This window comes from Sandarakinorhabdus sp. (assembly GCF_032115815.1).
Taxonomy (GTDB): Bacteria; Pseudomonadota; Alphaproteobacteria; order Sphingomonadales; family Sphingomonadaceae; genus Sandarakinorhabdus.
Genome location: NZ_JAUMBI010000156.1, coordinates 1 through 18,322, shown reverse-complemented (window position 1 = coordinate 18,322; position 18,322 = coordinate 1). Strand labels below are relative to the sequence as shown.

Here is an 18,322-nt window from a genome sequence, read left to right as displayed (position 1 = left end):
AAACCAAAGAACACTCCCCGCCACAAACGGGGAGGGTTTTTTTCATGAACAAGGCAATCTTGCTGCCCATGCTGGTGCTGGCCGGCTGGACGATGCTCATCTGGATCTGGATGTACGCCACGCGGATTCCGGCCATGGGCCGCGCCGGGATCGATGGTGCCAAGATGGTCGGCTCCACCGGCAAGTCACTTCGCGATGATCTCGTCGCCGCCGGCGAAGTGCGCGCCAGTTGGGTGGCCGACAATTACAATCACCTGATGGAACAGCCGACGATCTTCTACGCCACCGCGCTGGCGCTGGCGGTGATGGGCGAAGGCGGCAGCTTGGCCGTCAATCTGGCATGGGGCTATGCCGGCCTGCGGATCGTCCACAGCCTGGTGCAGATCCTCTCCAACCGCGTCGTCGTGCGCTTTCTGGTGTTCGCGCTGGCGTCGCTCTGCCTGCTCGGCCTGGTCCTGCTGGCGCTCAGCATCGCCAGCGCTCAGGCCTGACGTTCGAAGCGCGCCACCAGTTCGACATGCGATGACCAACGGAACTGCGCCACCGGCCACAGCGTGGTGAGGCGATAGCCGCCTTCCACCAAAATCTTCGCATCGCGGCCGAAACTGTTGGGATTGCACGATACCGCGACGATCACCGGCACCGGCGATGCGGCCAGCGCCTTGGCCTGCGCTTCGGCCCCGGCGCGTGGCGGATCGAACACGACCGCATTCAGCCCGGCCAGTTCCTTGTCCACCAGCGGCCGGCGGAACAGGTCACGGTGCTGCACCTCTACCCGGCGGCCAGCACTGCGGGCGGTCGCGCCCAGCGCCATCACTGCCGGCCCGGCCGCATCCACGGCCAGCACAGCCGCCTTTCGCGAAAGCGGCAGGGCGAATGTGCCGAGCCCGCAGAACAGATCGGCCACCCGTGCTGCCCCGCCGACGGCCTCCAGCACTGCCGCCACCAGCGCCGCCTCGCCCTCGCGCGTTGCCTGCAGGAACGGTGCCACCGGCAATGGCACAGCGACGCCGCCCATGTTGAGCACCGGTTGCCGCCGCTCCACCAGTGTGTCGATGCCGCCGGGCCCTTCCACGCTCAACCGCGCCAGATCATGTTTGTCGGCAAAATTTGTCAGCGCCTCGATCGCCGCCAGCCCTTCGGCCGACACATTGGCGAGCAGCACATCCACACCGTCATCCGACAGCGTAAGCGCGATCCCGGCCCCCTGCCCGTCCCTCAACCGCGCCCGCAGCAAAGCCCTGAGCGGGCCCAGCAGCGCCATCAATTCCGGCGCCAGCACCGGGCAATCGGCGATATCCACCAGCGCATGTGTGCCTTCGCTATGAAAGCCCAGCACCAGCTTCCCGCCGCGCTTCAGCGCCTTCAGGCTCGCCCGGCGCCGGCTGCGCGGCGGCGACAGCGCAATGGGCCGCACATCGGCCGGCAGCGCCACCACCCGGCTCAACCGGTCGATCACGAAATCCCGATAAGCCGCTTCATCCATGTGCTGCATCTGGCAGCCGCCACAGTCAGGATAATGGGCGCAAGCCGGGGCCGCGTGGTGCGGGCCGGCAATGATGCGCGGCGGATTGCTGCTGAAATCCACGCTGTCGCCCACTGCCACCAGCGGCACGAAGCGGCCATCATCGCTGACCCCATCCCCCCGAGCCGCCAGCCGCACGATGGGACGAATATCGCTCATAATGCGGCCAGCACGGCCGGCAGGCTGGCCACCAGGTCATCGGATATGCCCCCCGGCCCCAGCCGCAGGCCGGCCTCGCCGTGCAGCCATGCCGCCGCCTGCGCTGCTTCGAACAGGGGCAGGCCCTGTGCGATCAGCGCCGCGATCATCCCGGCCAGCACGTCACCCGAACCGGCGGTGGCCAGAAACGGGCTGGCGTGGGCATTGATCGCCGTGCGGCCATCGGGCGCGGCGATGATGGTGGCGGCGCCCTTCAACAGCACCACCGCATCACTGGTGCGCGCCGCCGCCTGCACAGCACCCAGCCGATCATCACCCACAGGGCCAAACAGCTGCGAAAACTCACCTTCATGCGGCGTCAGCACCGCCGGCGCGCCGATCGGCCCGCGCGGCAGCAGGCGAAGCGCCCCGGCATCGATCACCAGTGACTTGCCGGCCCAACTCAGCCGCTTCAGCCAGCCACGCGCCCGTGCATCGGCCTCCATGCCCGGGCCGATCACCACCGCGCCCAGCCGCTTGTCGGTCAGCAGCGCCGCCGCCTCGTCATCATTGCGGCGCATCAGCGCCAGCGCCGGCATCGGGCCGCCCTCGCCCGCCAGCGTCACCAGCCCGGCGCCGGTGCGCAGCGCTGCCAGCCCCGCCAGGCCGGAGGCGCCACCGTGGCCGGGCGTGCCTTCCACCACCATCACCCAGCCGCGCGCATATTTGTGGGCCTCGCGCCCCGGCCCCAGCAATTGCGGCCGCGCCGTGAAGGCCAGCGGGCTTTCGATGGCAATGCCGATATCCACCACCGCCAGCCGGCCGGTGACAAAGGCGCCTTCGCCCAACACGTGCCCGGGCTTGGCGGCACCAAAACTCAGCGTCAGTTCCGCCGGCAGCACTCGGCCCAGCGCCTTGCCACTATCTGCGTCCAGCCCCGAAACGATGTCGATGGCCACCACGCGCCCGGTGCCCTGCAGGCGATCCAGCGCCGCCTGGGCGCTTTCCGGCAGCGGTCGGGTAAGGCCGGTGCCGAACAGCGCATCCACGATCAATGGCGCGGCCGGCGCCTCGCTCAGCGGCACCACGGGGCCTGTCCAGCGCCTGGCCATGGTCGCCGCTGGCTCGGACGTGGGCGGCGCATCGGCGGCCACTGTCACCGCCACGCCGGCATCGTCCAGCCGGCAGGCAATGCCATAGCCATCGCCGCCATTGTTGCCCGGCCCGCACAGCACGGTGGCGCGGCGCGCCGGCGCATAAGCCATGATCGCCCGCACCGCGCCTTCGGCCGCCCGCTCCATCAGGGTGAGCGCGGAGGTGCCGGCCGCGATGGCCGCCGCTTCAGCGGCCCGCATGGCAGCGGCAGAAACGATGGTGGGGCCAGAATCGGGTTTCAACATGCGCGCCTTGTCACAAAGCACGCGCGTCGGCACAAGGCCGGTGATGACCGTACCTCTCCACATCCGCCCCGTCCGCGCCGAAGATGCCGCCGAACTGGCCGAACTGCTGAACGCCATCATCGCGCGTGGTGGCACCACCGCGTTCGAAACGCTGTTCACGCCAGAGAAGCTGCGCGAGTCCTATCTGATCGGCCCCACCGTGCATTGCTGTTTCGTTGCTGAAGCCGATGGCCACCTGCTCGGCTTCCAAACGCTGGGCACGCAGCCTTTCCTGCCGGCGCACATTGGGGATATCGCCACCTTCACCCGCGTCGGCGGCACGCAAGGCGGCGTTGGTTCCGCCCTGTTCGCCGCCACCTGCGAACGCGCCCGCAGCCTCGGCCTCATCGCCATCAACGCCACCATCCGCGGCGACAACAGCGGCGGCCTCACCTTCTACAGCCGCATGGGCTTCATCGATCACGAAGTGGTGCCGGTCGTGCCGCTGCAAGACGGCACGCCGGTGGACCGGATCCGGAAACGCTTCGCGCTCTAGATATCCGCAAACATGTGCGTTTCGGCATTGGCGCCCGGATGCGTCACCGCCCCCAGCCGCGCCGGGCCCACCGTCTGCGCAAACTTCCAGATCGCGCCCGATTGGTAATCGGTGGCGCGTGGAACCCAGTTCGCCCGCCGCGCGTCCAGCACAGCGGCGTCCACTTCCAGCTCAATCGTGCCGGCTTCGGCATCGATGGCAATCATGTCGCCATCCTCGATCAATGCGATCGGCCCGCCTTCGGCCGCTTCCGGGCCAACGTGCCCGATGCAGAACCCACGCGTCGCGCCCGAAAAGCGCCCATCGGTGATCAGCGCCACCTGCTCACCCATGCCCTGGCCATAGAGCGCCGCGGTGGTGGACAGCATCTCGCGCATGCCCGGCCCGCCCTTGGGCCCTTCATACCGGATCACGATCACGCAGCCCGGCTCGATGCCGCGCTGCTCCACGACGGCAAAGCAGGCCTCCTCGCTGTCGAACACCCGCGCCGGGCCGCGGAACTGCAGCGTCTTCATCCCCGCCACCTTCACGATGGCGCCATCGGGCGCCAGGCTGCCCTTCAGGCCCACAACACCGCCGGTGGGCGACAAGGCATTGGGTACCGAATAAATCACCTTCTGATCCGGGTTCCACGTCACCTCGTCGATATTCTCGGCCAGCGTCTTGCCCGTCACCGTCAGGCAATCGCCATGCAGGAATCCGGCATCAAACAGCGCCTTCAACGCCATGTACACGCCACCCGCGTCATACATGTCCTTGGCCACATAGCGTCCGCCCGGCTTCAGATCGGCAATATAGGGCGTCGTCTTGAAAATCTCCGCCATATCGAACAGGTCGAAATCCACGCCGCATTCATTGGCCATCGCCGGCAAATGCAGCGCCGCATTGGTCGATCCGCCCGTCGCCGCCACAATCCGCGCCGCATTTTCAAACGCCTTGCGCGTCGCCAGATCGCGCGGCCGGATATTCTTCTCGATGAGCGTCATGATCTGCCGGCCCGCACCGATCGCGATGTCCGCCCGGCTGGTATAGGGCGCCGGCGTCATGTTGCTGTTCGGCAAGCTCAGCCCGATGGCCTCTCCCACACACGCCATGGTGTTGGCGGTGAACTGCCCGCCGCACGCACCATGGCCGGGGCACGCCACCTTCTCCAGCGCCGTCAGCCGCGCCAACGGGCAGTTGCCGGCCGCAAAGCCGCCCACCGCCTCGAACACGTCCACAACGGTCACATCGTTGTTCTCAAAGCGACCGGGCAGTATCGATCCGCCATACACAAAGATGCTCGGCACGTTCAGCCGCAGCATCGCCATCATCATGCCCGGCAGGCTCTTGTCGCACCCGGCAAAGCCGATCAGCGCATCATAGCAATGGCCGCGCATCGAAAGTTCAACACTGTCGGCAATGCAATCGCGGGAAACCAGCGACGCCTTCATGCCCTGGTGCCCCATGGCAATCCCGTCGGTCACCGTGATGGTGTTGAACCGCCGCGGCATCCCGCCGGCTTCGTTCACCCCGATCCGCGCTGCATCGGCCTGCGCATCCAGCGTGGTGTTGCACGGCGCCGAGTCATTCCCCGCCGAGGCAATCCCCACGAACGGCCGCCCGATTTCCTCCTCGGTCAGCCCCATCGCATAATAATAGCTGCGATGCGGCGCCCGCTCCGGCCCCACTGAAACATGACGGCTGGGCAGCTTGGACTTGTCGAATCTTGTCATATCAGGGCCTCTTTGGCTAACAAAGTTGCCCTGCCTCACGCTGGCGGTGGGGTCAAGAGTGGAAAGCCCAGCCTTGCCCCAACCGCCACCGCAGCCGCCGTCTCAGCCCGGGTTGCCGCGCAGGCGTTCGCCATACCATTCGGGCAGATCGATGCCCATCTCGCGGGCGCGCTCGCGGGCCATGGTCTGCATTTCGGTGCGGATGCGCGTCCGTTCCTGATCGGTGCCCGCACCGCGCATGCGGTTATGATATTGCAGCCGTTCCTGCTCGGTCAGCATTTGGGCCAGTTGATAGCCGTCGCGGTTGCCGGCGCCATCGCGTTGCGGGCCGAACGGTGAATCCACGCCCAGATCGCGGGCGCGTTCGCGGATGGTGTTCTGATATTCATTGCGGATCTGGTTGCGTTCCTGATCATTGCCGGCGCTGCGCACCCGTTCCCGCATCTGCTGGCGTTCCTGCTGGGTGAGCATCTGCATGCTGTGGATCTGGCCATCCACATTCTGGGTGATGCGCAGTCGATCCTGATCGCGTTGCTGATCGCGATCCCGCAGTTGATCGCGCATGCGATCCTGATCACGCATGCGATCCTGATCGCGCGTGCGGTCCTGATCGCGCGTGCGGTCCTGATCCCGCATCTGATCGCGTGTGCGGTCCTGATCACGCATCCGGTCGGGTGCCGGCATGGTCCGCTGCGGCATCGAACCAGTGCCGGATCGCGGGCCATGCTGGGCCTGAACGAGGGTTGCGGTGGTCATCCCGACACCTGCCAACAGGCAGGCCGCCAAACCGGAAGTGATTATCTTGCTCATGGAGACGTTCCTTCACGTTGGTGTTGGGGGAGAAATCCTTACGGCTGCGGCGGCCGCACCTGCGGGCCAAGCCGGCCAATCACGTCACGGGCGTCGAAAGCGCGCACATCGGTGGCGGGCATGGCACCACGACCCATGCGGATTTCGGCCGTGGCCTCGAACCGTTCGACCGTACGATCCCGAAAGCGATCGGCCCAGAATGGATCGCCATAATAGGGATACCAATAATTCCAGCCCATGCCCGGGCCGTAATAACGCCAATAGGGCCGCCAATAGAGATAATCGCGGCGGAACCAGGGATCATACAGCGGATCAATGCCCGCCTGGCGTTCCACCTGGCGTTCGGTTTCCTTGTCGACAATCACGAACCAGTCATAACCGCGCTGCAGCGTCAGTTCGGCGGACCGGTACAGCAGAGACGCTTCCACCTGTTCCCGCGAGGTCAGCCGGTTACCGGCAAAGGTGACGCTGTAGCGATCCTCTGCCAGGCGCACCTCGGAATAGCCGCCTTGCACGGCATTGGCGCTGCTGGCCGGCTGATAGGGCGTGCTGCCCGATGTGGCGCAGCCGGCCAGCACCAGCGCAGCAGCAATGCCACCGCACATGCCAACCCATGGGCGCTTGAAGGTCTTGCGCGTGATCATGTCATGCACTCCGTTCTGTATTCAGCGGCGGAGTGCGTTCGTCATGATCGACGGCAGCACCCCGTCAGGAAACGGGCCCCATGGTGTCAGGCGGCCACGGTGATGGTGCGGCGGCGGCGCATGGTGGCCCCCACCAGGCCGAACCCGGCGATCAGCATCGCCCAGCTGGATGGTTCGGGCACCTGAGTGACGTAGATACCGGCCATGCTGTTGATGCCGTCGGTCATGCTGCCGTTGATGGTCAGCCATCCCGAACGATAGCCATCACGTTCGATGCCCAGCGACGTGATGGCCAGGCCCTGCGCGTCGGGATCGAGGATGCTGCCATCCATGCCATATTCGGCAATGGTGGAAAGCTGGCCGCCGTACATGTGGTACAGGCCTGTGGCACCGCCGATGGTGTCGCCCTTGAAGGCCGCATTCCAGCCATCGCTGGCCATGAAGGATGCCGAACGCCAGCGGGCGAACTCGCCGTCCTCTTCGCCTTCCTCACCCGGGATCTTGCCGGAGAAGTTCCAGTAGACGAAATCCTTGTACAGGCCGCCGGTCTGAGCAACCAGCCGGGTTTCCAGCGTGTCCACATCCGTAATGAAGAAGCCCTGGTCCACCGGCACTTCGAAATTGTAGAGGCCGTCGCCGGCCGTGCCGCTGCCGGCCGTCACGCCATTGTCCTGCGCATTGCAGAACGCGGCGGTGTTGCCATTGTCGATGCCGGCGCAGCTCACCGTGATGGTGCGCGTCTGCATCTGCACCTGGCCATTGCCGCCCTTCTTGCCCCACGCGCCCCAGAAGCCAACCTTGCTGCCGTTGAACGACAGCGCTTCGCCAACACGGGTGAAGAAGCTATCAGCCTGATCCACGACAGCCTGGCCGATGGTGACGATGGTTTTCAGGATGCTGGGCGTATCGGCCGCCTTGTTGCTGTCCAGACTGGCCATGTAGATGCCGCCGATGGTTGGCGATTCCTCATTGTCCACGCCCAGAAACACCATGCGGCCGGCCGCGGCGCTGGGCGGCGCGGTCGAACCGAAATTGGTGCCCGATCCGGGAATGGCCGTATTGCTGTCGGCAATCAATTTGGTTGGCGATGTGCCGCCACCCGCCACCACATCACGATAATAAACGCCGGTGTGGCCGGTGCCGCCATTGTCGGTCCAGTTGCCCTTGAACACCACGAAATCACCGTTGGGCGATGGCGCGCCGGGGAACTGATCGAACTTGGTGCCGGGTGTGGTGCCGGGCACCTGATAATAGCTCAGATCCGGGTTGGACGGATAAACGCTGTTGTTGACGTTGCCCAGGCCAGACATGCCGGTGATCAACGAGCCCTGCGGATTGGTGTAGATGCCCGACGTGCCGCCGCGCGTGGTGATCGGTTCACCCGTGCCGGTGTCGATGCCGGTCTGATATTCCAGCACCGGCCGCGACTGGCCACGGGTGGCGATCGTCGCCGACGTGGCATCGATGCGGGGGATCGACGGAAATTCGTTGAAGATCGCCGCCGTGTTGTTGGGCTGCGGCACGATCGCACCGCGCTCCGTGATCTTGGTGATCGGATTGCCACCGGTGGACATGTCCCGGGTGAAGATGCCGCTGCCCGGCTGGCCATCGCCGCCCTGGGTGCGGGCGCGGAACACAACCAAGCCCTGGTTGTTCACCGAAGGCTGGTTGTAGCTGTTGAAGTTGCGCGTATCGCCCGGATAGAGATCGTTATTGTTGACGACTGTGCCCCATTTCAGGGTCGACGCGGCAAATGCCGGCGCGCCCGCCATCATCATCGTTGAAACCGCAATCAACAACGCTGCTCTCTGCTTCATGATACTGCTCCCGGACGAATTGGACTCAGTTTGCCTTGGTCAGGAGGAGAACAGGGAACACCGCAGTCAGCATTGACAACTGTCAATGTTACCGTAACTTCATCTGGAGACAGGGTGCAGCGGGCCCGGCATTTAACATGCTTGCAAGGCGCACCGCACAGTCGCGCGGCTTGGCCGGTTCGACGTGACGAATACTGTCAGTGCAGGGCCTCTTTGGCCAATAATCTTGCCTTGGCGCACAGGGGTCATGTGGTCGTGGGTGGATGTGCCGCGACAGCGTCAGTTGCGACAATGTCCGGCTAGGCCCATTCGTTTCGTCGATCCATCCGGCGCTGGAACCCGGCCGCAAACGCGCGTGCCCGCGCCCGCAGCAACGCGATCCTGCCTTCAGCATTGCGCGTGAACACAAGCTGCGATGATCCGACATGGCCGCGCCAGGATCGGTGGAAGCCTTCCGCAAATTCCTTCCTTGCCGCCAGCACTGTCGGCACAGCGTGATAATCATAGCGGGTGCGCAGCCACAGCCGGTTGCGCCTGACCAGCAGGTAACGCGGGTTCTGTACCGGGCCCAGCACTTCGGCCAGTGCCTGCATCACCATTCGTTCATTGGCGCGCGACAGCCCATCCAGGCTCAGATCAAGCCGGCCGCTGATCGCGCGGGAGATCCGGATGGAAACGCTGGGCACATGATCCCCCGGCAGCAAACCGGCTTCATCCATGGCTGCCATCACCGCCTGCGTCACCTGGGTAAGGCTGCCTTCCAGCGTACCGTTGCGCAGGAACAGCCAGCCGGCCTTCAACAGCTTTGGCGCCATCGCCAGCGTCGCCGCGCCAGTGGCGGCCATCGCAAAACCAGCCCATGATTGCAGGTTCGCGGCACCTTGCAGTTCGTTGGCCGCCGCAAAGGCACCAGACGAAACCGCACTCGCCGCCAGCCACTGCAATGTATCGTACCACGCCAGCCCACGCGGGGCATAACTTGGCGAGGCCGTATCCCTCAGGCGCGCGCGCGGCGTGGCCCCGCCCAGCGCTTCGGCCCAGCGCCGCGCTGTCTGCGCACGGTCACGGGCACGCAGCAAGGTTACCTGATTCAGCGCTTCCAGACTGGCGGCGTCATGCAGCCCCAATCGCCCCAGCCCGTTCTCGATGCGGCTGGGGCCGAAATTGGCAATGCCGTCGAACGCCCGAAAGCGTCGGTTGAGCAGATCGATATCACTGGTGATCGTCTCGCCCACGGCAATTCTGCCCCAATCCAGCCGGTCCGCGATCGCGCCGAACGCATCAGCCGGAACACGATCGATTGTGGCCAGATGCCAGATATTCGCCACCTTGCCGGGTTGATCCGGATCAACACGGATCGCCCGTCCGCGCATCTGGTTCGACAGCATGAACGCCGCCGAATTGCTGGCCAGAACCAGCGTGTTGAGTGCCGGCGCATCCCAGCCTTCGCCAAGCAGGGCCTGCGTGCCGACCATCATGGTGACCTGACCATCGCAGAACAGGCGGGTGAGCACGGCGACCAGGTGGCGGGCCACCTCGCCCTGGGCGGTCAGCCGATGATAGCCAGGGCAGCCAGACAGCGGCTCGAATTGGAGGCAGGCGGGATCAAGGCCCAACTGCACGGCACTATCATGCGCCGCAGTGCGCCGATCCGACGGCAGGATCACCAGCGAACCCGTCAGCACCGCCAGTCGCTGATCGGCAAGCATCGCCCGCCGCAGCATTTCGAAGATGGGAACGACGCCAAGCTGGGTGGGCACATAGGTTTCGTCACTGGCCCGGGGCAATTCACCGGCCCGCACATGATCGGTCAGCACGACCATGCGCAGGCCGTTGCCAAGGGCTTCGGCTTCGCTACGCGCAATCTCCACGATGCTGTCCAGCTTGGCCACGCTGTTGGCCATCGCCTTGAAGGTGGCACGGCTCTCGCCCAGACGGACTTCGCCGGCTTCGATCAGGCCATGTTCGTGCAACGCGGCCCGCCAGTTTCGCGTGCGTTCCGGCCCGATCGCAAAACGGTCGGGAAAACGGATCAACAGGGCATTGAGGAATGTTTCCAGCCAGAACGCATCCGGCAACGGCAGATCAGACGCCCGCGCGCCCAGCAGCGACAGGGCCGCGCCCGGAAGCGTGCGGCCTGCCGAGGCCAGCAGCACGAGGATGGACGACAGCACTTCCGGCGCTTCCAGTATCTCTTCCACCAAAACTTCCGGTGTGGTCAGCCAGGGGTGGGCCGCCAGTTCATCCAGCAGTTCGGCATCATCGCGGATGGTTGAAAGAAAAGCGGCAAGCCCGCGCCGGCGCCGGTCGAGCAGATCAATGGCGTCATGGTCGGCGCGCGAGAACAGCACATGATCCTGGTGCGGGCACAGATCGCCGTTGCGAACGAGTTCCGGAACCGTCACCTCAAGGTCGATCGGCCCGCACATCGCCTCGTATCGCGCCCATTCCGCGAAGGGCGCGTCATAGGGTGGGGTGGCCGTCAGCGCGATGATGGTTGCGTTGGGCAAATGGCTGATCAGTTCGGTCAAGGCAGACCACCACTCCCGGCGGAGATGATGGGCCTCGTCGAGCACCAGCGTAGGTTGACCCCGCGCGCACAGGCTCTTGGCCAGGCTGGCGGCCCAATCGGCCTCCCCGCGCGCCGCCAGCGCATGCAAAGCCTGATATGTTGCGGCAGTCAGCTCTGCCGGATCGGCAAGGCTGCGCGACACCTCGGCGCTGCCGGGCGGGCCGTCGAGGAACAGCGGCACCAATCGGGCCAGCCATTGATCACGCACGATCTGGGTTGGTGCCAGCACGAGCGCCGGTCGCCCCAGCCGACGGAGCATTTCGAGGCCCACAACGGTTTTGCCCGATCCCGGTGCAGCAACCAGGTGCAGACGGCGATCGCCGGCATGCTGATCGAACTCCTCCAGCACGCGCCGCTGGTAATCACGCCAGCACCCCGAAAAAGCCATCCGGTCGAGCAGCGCGGCGGCCATTCACAAGCCCCGCCGCACCATCGCGATGCAATCCGCCAAGATGTGCGTCCAGCGGGCGACGCCTTCCTTTGTCTGCAGGCCGTCGTTGCGCACTTCGATGCCCAGATAGGGGATGCGCAGCGCTTCGGCGTGGCGATCCATCGTGTAGTTGAGGTCACGGCCCGAATAGGGCTGGTTGTCCCCCACATGCAGGCCGCGGCTGGCCAGGGCGACGAGGCCGCGGCGGGCGGCGCGGTCATCCTGATTGTAGAGGATACCGATCGGCCACGGGCGCTGTTCCTCAGGGCGGGTGGCGAGCTGCGGCGTGAAGCTGTGGACGGAGATGATCAGCGCCGGGCGCAGGCGCGCGATCTCGGCGGCGATGGCGGCGTGATAGGGCACGTGGATGGCCTCCACCCGCAGGGCGCGTTCTTCTTGCGCCAGGTTCCAGTTGCCGGGGATCAGGTGGCCGTCGCTGCTGGCCGGCACGGCGCCCAGTTCGGCGGGATCGCGGTTCAGGTCCACCACCAGGCGCGAGACGGTGGCAATGATGGCGGGGGCCGAAAGTGCGCGGGACAGCCGGCGGGTGAGCGCATCGGTGCCGATATCGATCGCGATATGATCATTCAGCAGCGCGGCGGGAATGCCAAGATCGATGCCGGGCGGCACCTGCGCCGAGGCATGATCGGCAATCAGCAGCAGATCGGCGGTGCCGGGCAGGATTTCGGGCAGGCTCATCCCTGCCGGCATAGACTGCGCGGGCGACAGAAAAAAGGCCCGGTGGCGAGCCAACAGGGCGCAAACAAAATGGGCCCGGTGGCAAACCACCGGGCCCAAGGGGCATCCTTGGGAGGATGGAACCGGAAATTACTGGCCGATGGCCGGCAGGGCAGCCAGTTCGGTGCCGAGCAGCTTGGCGGCCTGAGCAAACTTCTTGCCAGCTTCGAACTTGGCGTCTTCGGCGCACAGCTTTTCACCGGTGGCGACCAGGTGGATGGCCTTGGCGGCATCTTCACCGCCCTTGGCAGCAGCCAGGGTGCGGATCTGGGCCGGGGTGACCTTGCAGCTGACCGGAGCGGCAGCGGCGACGGGGGTGGCGGCCACGGCAGCGGCGGTGAGGGCGAGAGCGATGATGCGGTTCAACATGGGTCTTCTCCTGTTGCGGCTGACTGGCCACGGGATTGAACAAAAATTCCGATTGATTTGAACATCGCCGCCTCCGACCGAGGGGGGGAGTTGAGCGAAGGCTGAGCGCTGCTCAAATCAACTGAGGGCGTTCTAAGTGTCGCTCAGAAGCCCGTCAACAGCTATTTTGAGCGTTGGTCAGAATGTCGCGGTGCGGCATAACAATATCAATAGGTTGGATGAATGACGTAGCCTTTATACGGCACTGCATCCACGCTTTTGACTGGCCATTCGAGCGCGACTCAGACGAATTTCCAAGTCCGACTCTATTCAGCTGAGCGCGACTCGGGACTGTGAGGGCCGAATCAGATGATGTGCGTGGGGCAGAGCCACCAGCCGCTGCCTGAAAGCGCGGCTGCGGCCCGATCACGCGCCGCCAGATCGGGGTAGAGCGCCAGGCAGGTGGCGCCGGAACCACTCATCCGCACAAGGCCGGCCTCCCCTGCCCGTTCCAGCGCCACCAACACATCGGCGATCACCGGTTGCAGGGCGATGGCCGCCGCGGTCATGTCGTTGCGCAGCCGGTCAAGCGGCATGGCGGGATCGATGGGGCCAAGATCGCGCTGGTCCCATCCGGCGAACACCGGCCCGGTGGCGACCGCCACACGCGGATTGACCAGCAAAACGGGCGTGCCGGCCGGATCATGCGGCCATTGCGACAGCGCCTCCCCCTTGCCCGCACCAAAGCGCGTCTGGCTGTACACGCACACCGGCACATCGGCGCCCAGCGGCTCGGCCAGCGCCGCCAGCCGGTCAAGCGGCCAGTCCAGACCCCACAGCCGGTTCAGCAGCCGCAACGCAGCCGCCGCATCCGCAGAGCCGCCGCCCAATCCAGCCGCGACCGGAATCCGTTTTTCCAGCGTGACGGCAGCGCCCGGCACCACCCCGGCAGCCGCCGCCAGCGCCCGGCCAGCACGCAGCACCAGATTGTCAGCCTCCGGACCCACAGCGCCCGCATTTGGACCCGAAATCGCGAGCGAGAGCGTATCAGCCGGCGCGGCGTGGAGCGTGTCACCGAAATCGGTGAAGGCGAAGATGCTCTCCAGATCATGATAGCCATCAGGCCGCCGCCGCCGCAGGTGCAGCGCCAGGTTGATCTTGGCCGGGGCGTGTTCGGTCAGCATCGTTGGCTGGCTGTGGCGCGGGCCGGCAGGGGGCGCAAGGTGGATTTATGGGGGGTTCTATTTCTGGGCCAGCATCGCCGGCGCTGCATCCAGGCCATAGTCCAGCCGGGCCTGCAGCTTGCGCTTGTCTTCCGCCGGCGCTTCCAGCGCCAGTGCCTGGCGCCAGCGGAATCGCGCTTCGATGCGGCGGCCCTGCTGCCACAGCGCATCGCCCAAGTGGCTGATAATGGTAGGGTCCTGCGGTTCCAGGCTGATGGCGCGTTCCAGCGTGGCCACCGCTTTGTCTACATCACCGGTCTGCAATTGCACCCACCCCAGCGAATCGATAATGCCGCCGTCGCCGGGCCGCAACTGGGCGGCCTTTTCAATCATGGTTCGGGCTTCGGCCGGGGCACCACCGCGTTCAAGCAGACCATAGCCGAGATAATTCAGCACCCCCGGCTCATCGGGAAACAGCGCCAGCGCGGCGCGGAAATCGGCCTGCGCGCCCGGCCAATCGCCGGCACGATCGCGCATCATGCCGCGCAGATAATGCAGGTTCCACGCCGAAACGCCCAACCCCTTGCCAAAGCGATCAATTGCCATGCCATAGGCCGTGGCGGCTTCGGTAAAGCGACTGGCTCTGCTATGCCACCCGGCCAGCCCGGCCCAATCATCGGCCGATGCCTCCGGTGCCTCGGCCGCGCGTTGCAGCAACTGCCCGGCTGCGGTGGATTGGCCAGCGGCTTCAAGCACTTCGGCGCGGCGGGCACGAACGGCCTCTTCCAATCCCAGCCCGGCCGGCACCTTGTCCAGTGCAGCCAACGCCGGCTGGGTCTGATCCGCCTTGCCCAGCATGTCGCCCACGGTGAGCCAGGTGATCGGCAATTCGGGCGCCAGGAAACTGGCCAGCCGGGCGAAGTTCAACGCCATCGGTTCGGAACGTTCCCGCGCGAGGTCAACTGCCAGCCGCGCCGCCGTCCACGCCAGTGCCTGCCGGGGCTCTGTCACCATGGGGCCCAGCCGCTGGCCGGCCTGCAGCCGTTCGCGTGCCACGGCCGTCGGCCGGTCGCCTGGGTAGAGCACGGCCAGCGCCTCATCCTTGCGGCCGGCCATGACCAGTGCATCCGCCTGCCCCTGCCGCAGGAACAGCAGCGCCGGGCCACCGCCGGCACGGGCCTGGCGATAGGCGGTGGCCGCTTCATCCCAGCGGCCAAGGCTCGCGAGCAGATGCGCACGTTGTTCAGCGATATAGGCGCGCAGAAAACCCTGATAACGCTGCGGATCCAGCAGGTTAAGCGCCGCCCCGGCATCGCCGCGGGCTTGTGCCACCCAGGCATCCACCACCGGCCCGACGACGATCGGCCAGCCCTGCCCGCCCAATTTTTGGCGCAAGGACGCGGCCAACGCCCAATCCTTGCGGATCATGGCTTCGGCGATGCGGGTCATCATCACATCGGGATCGCTGGCGCCATCGGCCGCCAAGCTGCGCGCCAGCTGGAATGCCCGTGCCTGATCGCCATTGGCCAGCGCCAATTCCCAGCTGCGCCGCTTGACGTTGGCCGCTGCCGGATCAGCAGCGCGCGCCTCCTCCATCAGCCGGGCTGCCAGCCCGACCTCATTGTCGAGCACGGCATAGCGGCCAATCACATAGGCATGCAGCGCGGAATCGCTGGGGGGGGCAGCCGGCTTGGCCGCATGTGCGGTCGTGGCAGAGAGCGCCAGCAGGGCAGCGGTGGTGAGGCGGGTGCGCATGTGGAGTGAAGATGGCGGGGTGTGGAGGGAATGTCGAGGGGCCCAGAGTAGCGGGCGGCTATTGGGCGCGGCCGGCGGCAAAACCGCCGAGTCCGGCTGGAGACGTGAAGGAAACAGGAAGAAAGACAGAGCGTGGCGGAGCCACGCCGTCGGACGAGTCAAAAAGGGCGGGGTTGAACCCGCCCTTTTCGCTCGCCGGCCGAGCTTGCCGGAGTCGGCGCGCGGCACGCGCGCTCGCCCGGCTGCGCTACATATTCGGATAGTTCGGGCCGCCACCACCCTCCGGCACCACCCAATTGATATTCTGCGTCATGTCCTTGATATCGCACGTCTTGCAATGCACGCAGTTCTGCGCGTTGATCTGCAGGCGCGGGGCGTTCTCTTCCACACCAACGATCTCATACACGCCGGCTGGGCAGTAACGCTGCGCCGGCTCGTCATAGAGCGCGAGATTGACCTCCACCGGCACCGACGCATCCTTCAGCGTCAGGTGGCATGGCTGGTCTTCCTCGTGGTTGGTGTTCGACAGGAACACGCTCGACAGCCGGTCAAAGCTGATCACCCCATCCGGCTTGGGATAGACGATCTTCGGCGCATCATCCTTGCGGCGCATGTGGGTGTTGTCGGGGCTCAGCTTGAAAGTGAAGGGCAGTTCATAGCCCAGATATTCCATCCACATCATGATGCCGCCCATGGCGGTGCCCACCGTGGTGCCGAACTTCTCCACCGCCGGCAGCACGTTGCGCACCATCTTCAGCTCTTCATACACCCAGCTCTTCTTGTAGGCGGCGTCATAGTCCTTCAGTTCGTCCCCACCGCGCTGGGCGGCAACGGCAGCCACGGCGCATTCGGCGGCCATCATGCCGGTCTTCATCGCGGTGTGACTGCCCTTGATGCGCGGCACGTTCAGGAAGCCGGCGGCGCAGCCGATCAGCGCGCCGCCCGGGAAGGCCAGTTTCGGCACCGCCTGCCAGCCACCATCGTTGATGGCGCGTGCGCCATAAGAAACGCGGCGACCGCCTTCAAGGATTTCGCGGATCGCCGGGTGGGTTTTCCAGCGCTGGAATTCCTCAAACGGCGACAGATGCGGATTGTCGTAATTCAGCCACACCGAGAAACCCAAGGCGACCTGGCCATTGGCCTGATGATAGAGGAAGCCGCCGCCATTGGCGTCGCTAAGCGGCCATCCCTGGCTGTGGATCACCCGGCCCGGCACATGCTTTTCGGCCGGGATGTCCCACAATTCCTTCAGGCCGATGCCGTAAATCTGCGGCTGGCTGTTCTTGCGCAGGTCAAAGCGGTTGATGATCTGCTTGGAAAGATGCCCGCGCGCACCTTCGGCAAAGAAGGTATATTTGGCGTGGATCTCCAGGCCGGGCGTCCAGCTGTCCTTCTTCGAACCATCCTTGGCGATCCCCATGTCGCCGGTGGCGACACCCTTCACGCTGCCATCATCATTGAACAGCACTTCGGCCGCGGCAAATCCGGGGAAGATTTCGACGCCCAGTGCTTCGGCCTGTGTCGCAAGCCAGCGGGTGAGATTGCCGAGACTGACAGTGTAGCAGCCCTTGTTCTGCATGAACGGCGGCAGCAGCGCGTGGGGGAAATCATATTTCCTGGTTTCGGTCAGCACCCAGTGATGGTTCTCCGTGACCGGCACGGTAAGCGGGCTGTCCATCGTCCGCCAATCGGGCAGAAGTTCATCCAGCGCGCGCGGATCGACCACCGCGCCCGACAGGATATGCGCGCCGATTTCACTGCCCTTTTCGAGGATGCACACCGAAAGCTCGACACCCAGTCGCTGCGCTTCCTGCTTGGCCCGGATTGCTGCGGAAAGGCCAGCCGGCCCACCGCCAACGATCACCAGGTCATAGGGCATCGATTCCCGTTCGCTCACGTGCTTTCCCCATCCTCGTCGCGCCGCATCGGGCTGGCGCGGCCTTGCCATCATTCACCAGATAGCGGCACAGCAAAGGCTTGACCAGACGGGGCACACTGATGCTTTTGGTCGCTTGTGACGCTGCCCCCCGCCGCCTTTGCTTCTTCTGTTGCTGCCGATCCTGCCGCTGCGTTGGCCTTTCTGGTGAATGCGGGGGCCGATGTGGCAGTTACCGAACAGCCGCGCCGCTGGCTGGATGCGCCCCCACCCAAGGCAACGCCGCAGCCTGAGCCGGCGCCTGCACCGGCTGCTGCACCGCGTATGGCGGCGCCCGCGCCAGTCCCGGCCGCCGATCACCCGGCCCGCGCCTGTGCCGATGTGCCGGCGCTGCTCACCCTGCTCGGCCGTTTTCCCGACGCCCGTACAAGGCCGCCAATGCTGTTTCACGGCGCGCTGGAGGCCCGGGTGTGGGTGTTGATTGATCGGCCCGACACCGATCCTGCGCACCGTGACACCATCGATCGCATGCTAGCCGCCATCGATCTCGACTGGAGCCGCGCCGCGCTGGTCAGCCGCCTGCCCTGGCCAACACCCGGCGATGGTGAGCCGACCGCCAGTGCTCTGGCCCGTTTCACACCAGTGGTGGAGCGATTGGCCGAGTTGGCACCGCCTACGTATGTGCTGGCGCTGGGCCAGGTTGCCGCTGATCTCGCCGGCAGCCAGGCCCGGCTGGGCAGGGCCCGGGTGGGGTGGGGCCCGGGCCCCCCGCCGCGCCGCCCGCCGCGCCCGCCGCCGGCCCGCCGGGGTGCACCTTGACCCGTGCGCCCGGCGCGCCGCTCCGGAGCCGCGCCAC

At 65.8% G+C, this 18,322-nt stretch carries 14 protein-coding genes and 1 pseudogene; 3 read left to right on the top strand and 12 right to left on the bottom strand.

What is annotated here, in order from left to right; all coding sequences use genetic code 11:
- Nucleotides 1-44: 44 nt before the first annotated feature.
- A complete protein-coding gene (locus RT662_RS09240) occupies nucleotides 45-491 on the top strand; it encodes an MAPEG family protein (RefSeq protein WP_313670427.1) in 447 nt (148 codons plus the stop codon).
- Here the strand turns inward: RT662_RS09240 and RT662_RS09235 are convergent.
- Both RT662_RS09235 and RT662_RS09230 read right to left on the bottom strand, forming a co-directional pair.
- Nucleotides 482-1,684, bottom strand: coding sequence for a class I SAM-dependent RNA methyltransferase (locus tag RT662_RS09235; RefSeq protein WP_313670426.1), 1,203 nt, complete (start codon nucleotides 1,682-1,684; stop codon nucleotides 482-484). The genes RT662_RS09240 and RT662_RS09235 overlap by 10 nt on opposite strands.
- Entirely contained in the window at nucleotides 1,681-3,060 is a 1,380-nt protein-coding gene (locus RT662_RS09230) for an NAD(P)H-hydrate dehydratase (protein WP_313670425.1), read from the bottom strand. The genes RT662_RS09235 and RT662_RS09230 overlap by 4 nt, the downstream gene beginning before the upstream one ends.
- Nucleotides 3,061-3,106: 46 nt before the next feature.
- On the opposite strand from RT662_RS09230, the gene RT662_RS09225 reads away from it, so the two are divergent.
- Complete coding sequence (locus tag RT662_RS09225) at nucleotides 3,107-3,598, top strand: GNAT family N-acetyltransferase (RefSeq protein ID WP_313670424.1); 492 nt, start codon at nucleotides 3,107-3,109, stop codon at nucleotides 3,596-3,598.
- Here the strand turns inward: RT662_RS09225 and ilvD are convergent.
- From ilvD to RT662_RS09175, 10 genes and pseudogenes are all read right to left on the bottom strand, one after another.
- Entirely contained in the window at nucleotides 3,595-5,313 is a 1,719-nt protein-coding gene (ilvD, locus tag RT662_RS09220) for a dihydroxy-acid dehydratase (protein WP_313670423.1), read from the bottom strand. The two genes, RT662_RS09225 and ilvD, sit on opposite strands and share 4 nt — an antisense overlap.
- 102 nt (nucleotides 5,314-5,415) lie before the next feature.
- On the bottom strand, nucleotides 5,416-6,069 hold the full coding sequence (locus tag RT662_RS09215; protein ID WP_313670422.1) for a hypothetical protein: 654 nt from the start codon (nucleotides 6,067-6,069) through the stop codon (nucleotides 5,416-5,418).
- 92 nt (nucleotides 6,070-6,161) lie between these two features.
- Complete coding sequence (locus tag RT662_RS09210; RefSeq protein ID WP_313670421.1) at nucleotides 6,162-6,767, bottom strand: CC0125/CC1285 family lipoprotein; 606 nt, start codon at nucleotides 6,765-6,767, stop codon at nucleotides 6,162-6,164.
- Between the two features lie 86 nt (nucleotides 6,768-6,853).
- Nucleotides 6,854-6,958 (bottom strand): annotated as a pseudogene (locus RT662_RS16230) (PEPxxWA-CTERM sorting domain-containing protein); the annotation flags it as partial.
- A 1,925-nt stretch (nucleotides 6,959-8,883) separates the two neighbouring features.
- Nucleotides 8,884-11,568 (bottom strand): DEAD/DEAH box helicase family protein, encoded by a 2,685-nt coding sequence (locus RT662_RS09200; protein WP_313670419.1) that lies wholly within the window; start codon nucleotides 11,566-11,568, stop codon nucleotides 8,884-8,886.
- Complete coding sequence (locus RT662_RS09195) at nucleotides 11,569-12,285, bottom strand: N-formylglutamate amidohydrolase (protein ID WP_313670418.1); 717 nt, start codon at nucleotides 12,283-12,285, stop codon at nucleotides 11,569-11,571.
- 129 nt (nucleotides 12,286-12,414) lie between these two features.
- Nucleotides 12,415-12,693: a hypothetical protein gene (locus tag RT662_RS09190; protein WP_313670417.1), complete on the bottom strand. Its 279-nt coding sequence runs from the start codon at nucleotides 12,691-12,693 to the stop codon at nucleotides 12,415-12,417.
- A gap of 344 nt (nucleotides 12,694-13,037) precedes the next feature.
- Nucleotides 13,038-13,856, bottom strand: coding sequence for a 4-(cytidine 5'-diphospho)-2-C-methyl-D-erythritol kinase (locus RT662_RS09185; RefSeq protein ID WP_313670416.1), 819 nt, complete (start codon nucleotides 13,854-13,856; stop codon nucleotides 13,038-13,040).
- A gap of 57 nt (nucleotides 13,857-13,913) precedes the next feature.
- On the bottom strand, nucleotides 13,914-15,590 hold the full coding sequence (locus tag RT662_RS09180; RefSeq protein ID WP_313670415.1) for a tetratricopeptide repeat protein: 1,677 nt from the start codon (nucleotides 15,588-15,590) through the stop codon (nucleotides 13,914-13,916).
- A gap of 247 nt (nucleotides 15,591-15,837) precedes the next feature.
- A complete protein-coding gene (locus RT662_RS09175; RefSeq protein WP_313670414.1) occupies nucleotides 15,838-17,487 on the bottom strand; it encodes an electron transfer flavoprotein-ubiquinone oxidoreductase in 1,650 nt (549 codons plus the stop codon).
- Nucleotides 17,488-17,604: 117 nt separating this feature from the next.
- Between RT662_RS09175 and RT662_RS09170 the strand changes: the two genes are divergently transcribed.
- The gene (locus RT662_RS09170) at nucleotides 17,605-18,285 is read left to right on the top strand and encodes a hypothetical protein (protein ID WP_313670413.1); all 681 of its coding nucleotides are present in this window, start codon (nucleotides 17,605-17,607) and stop codon (nucleotides 18,283-18,285) included.
- Nucleotides 18,286-18,322 lie beyond the last annotated feature (37 nt).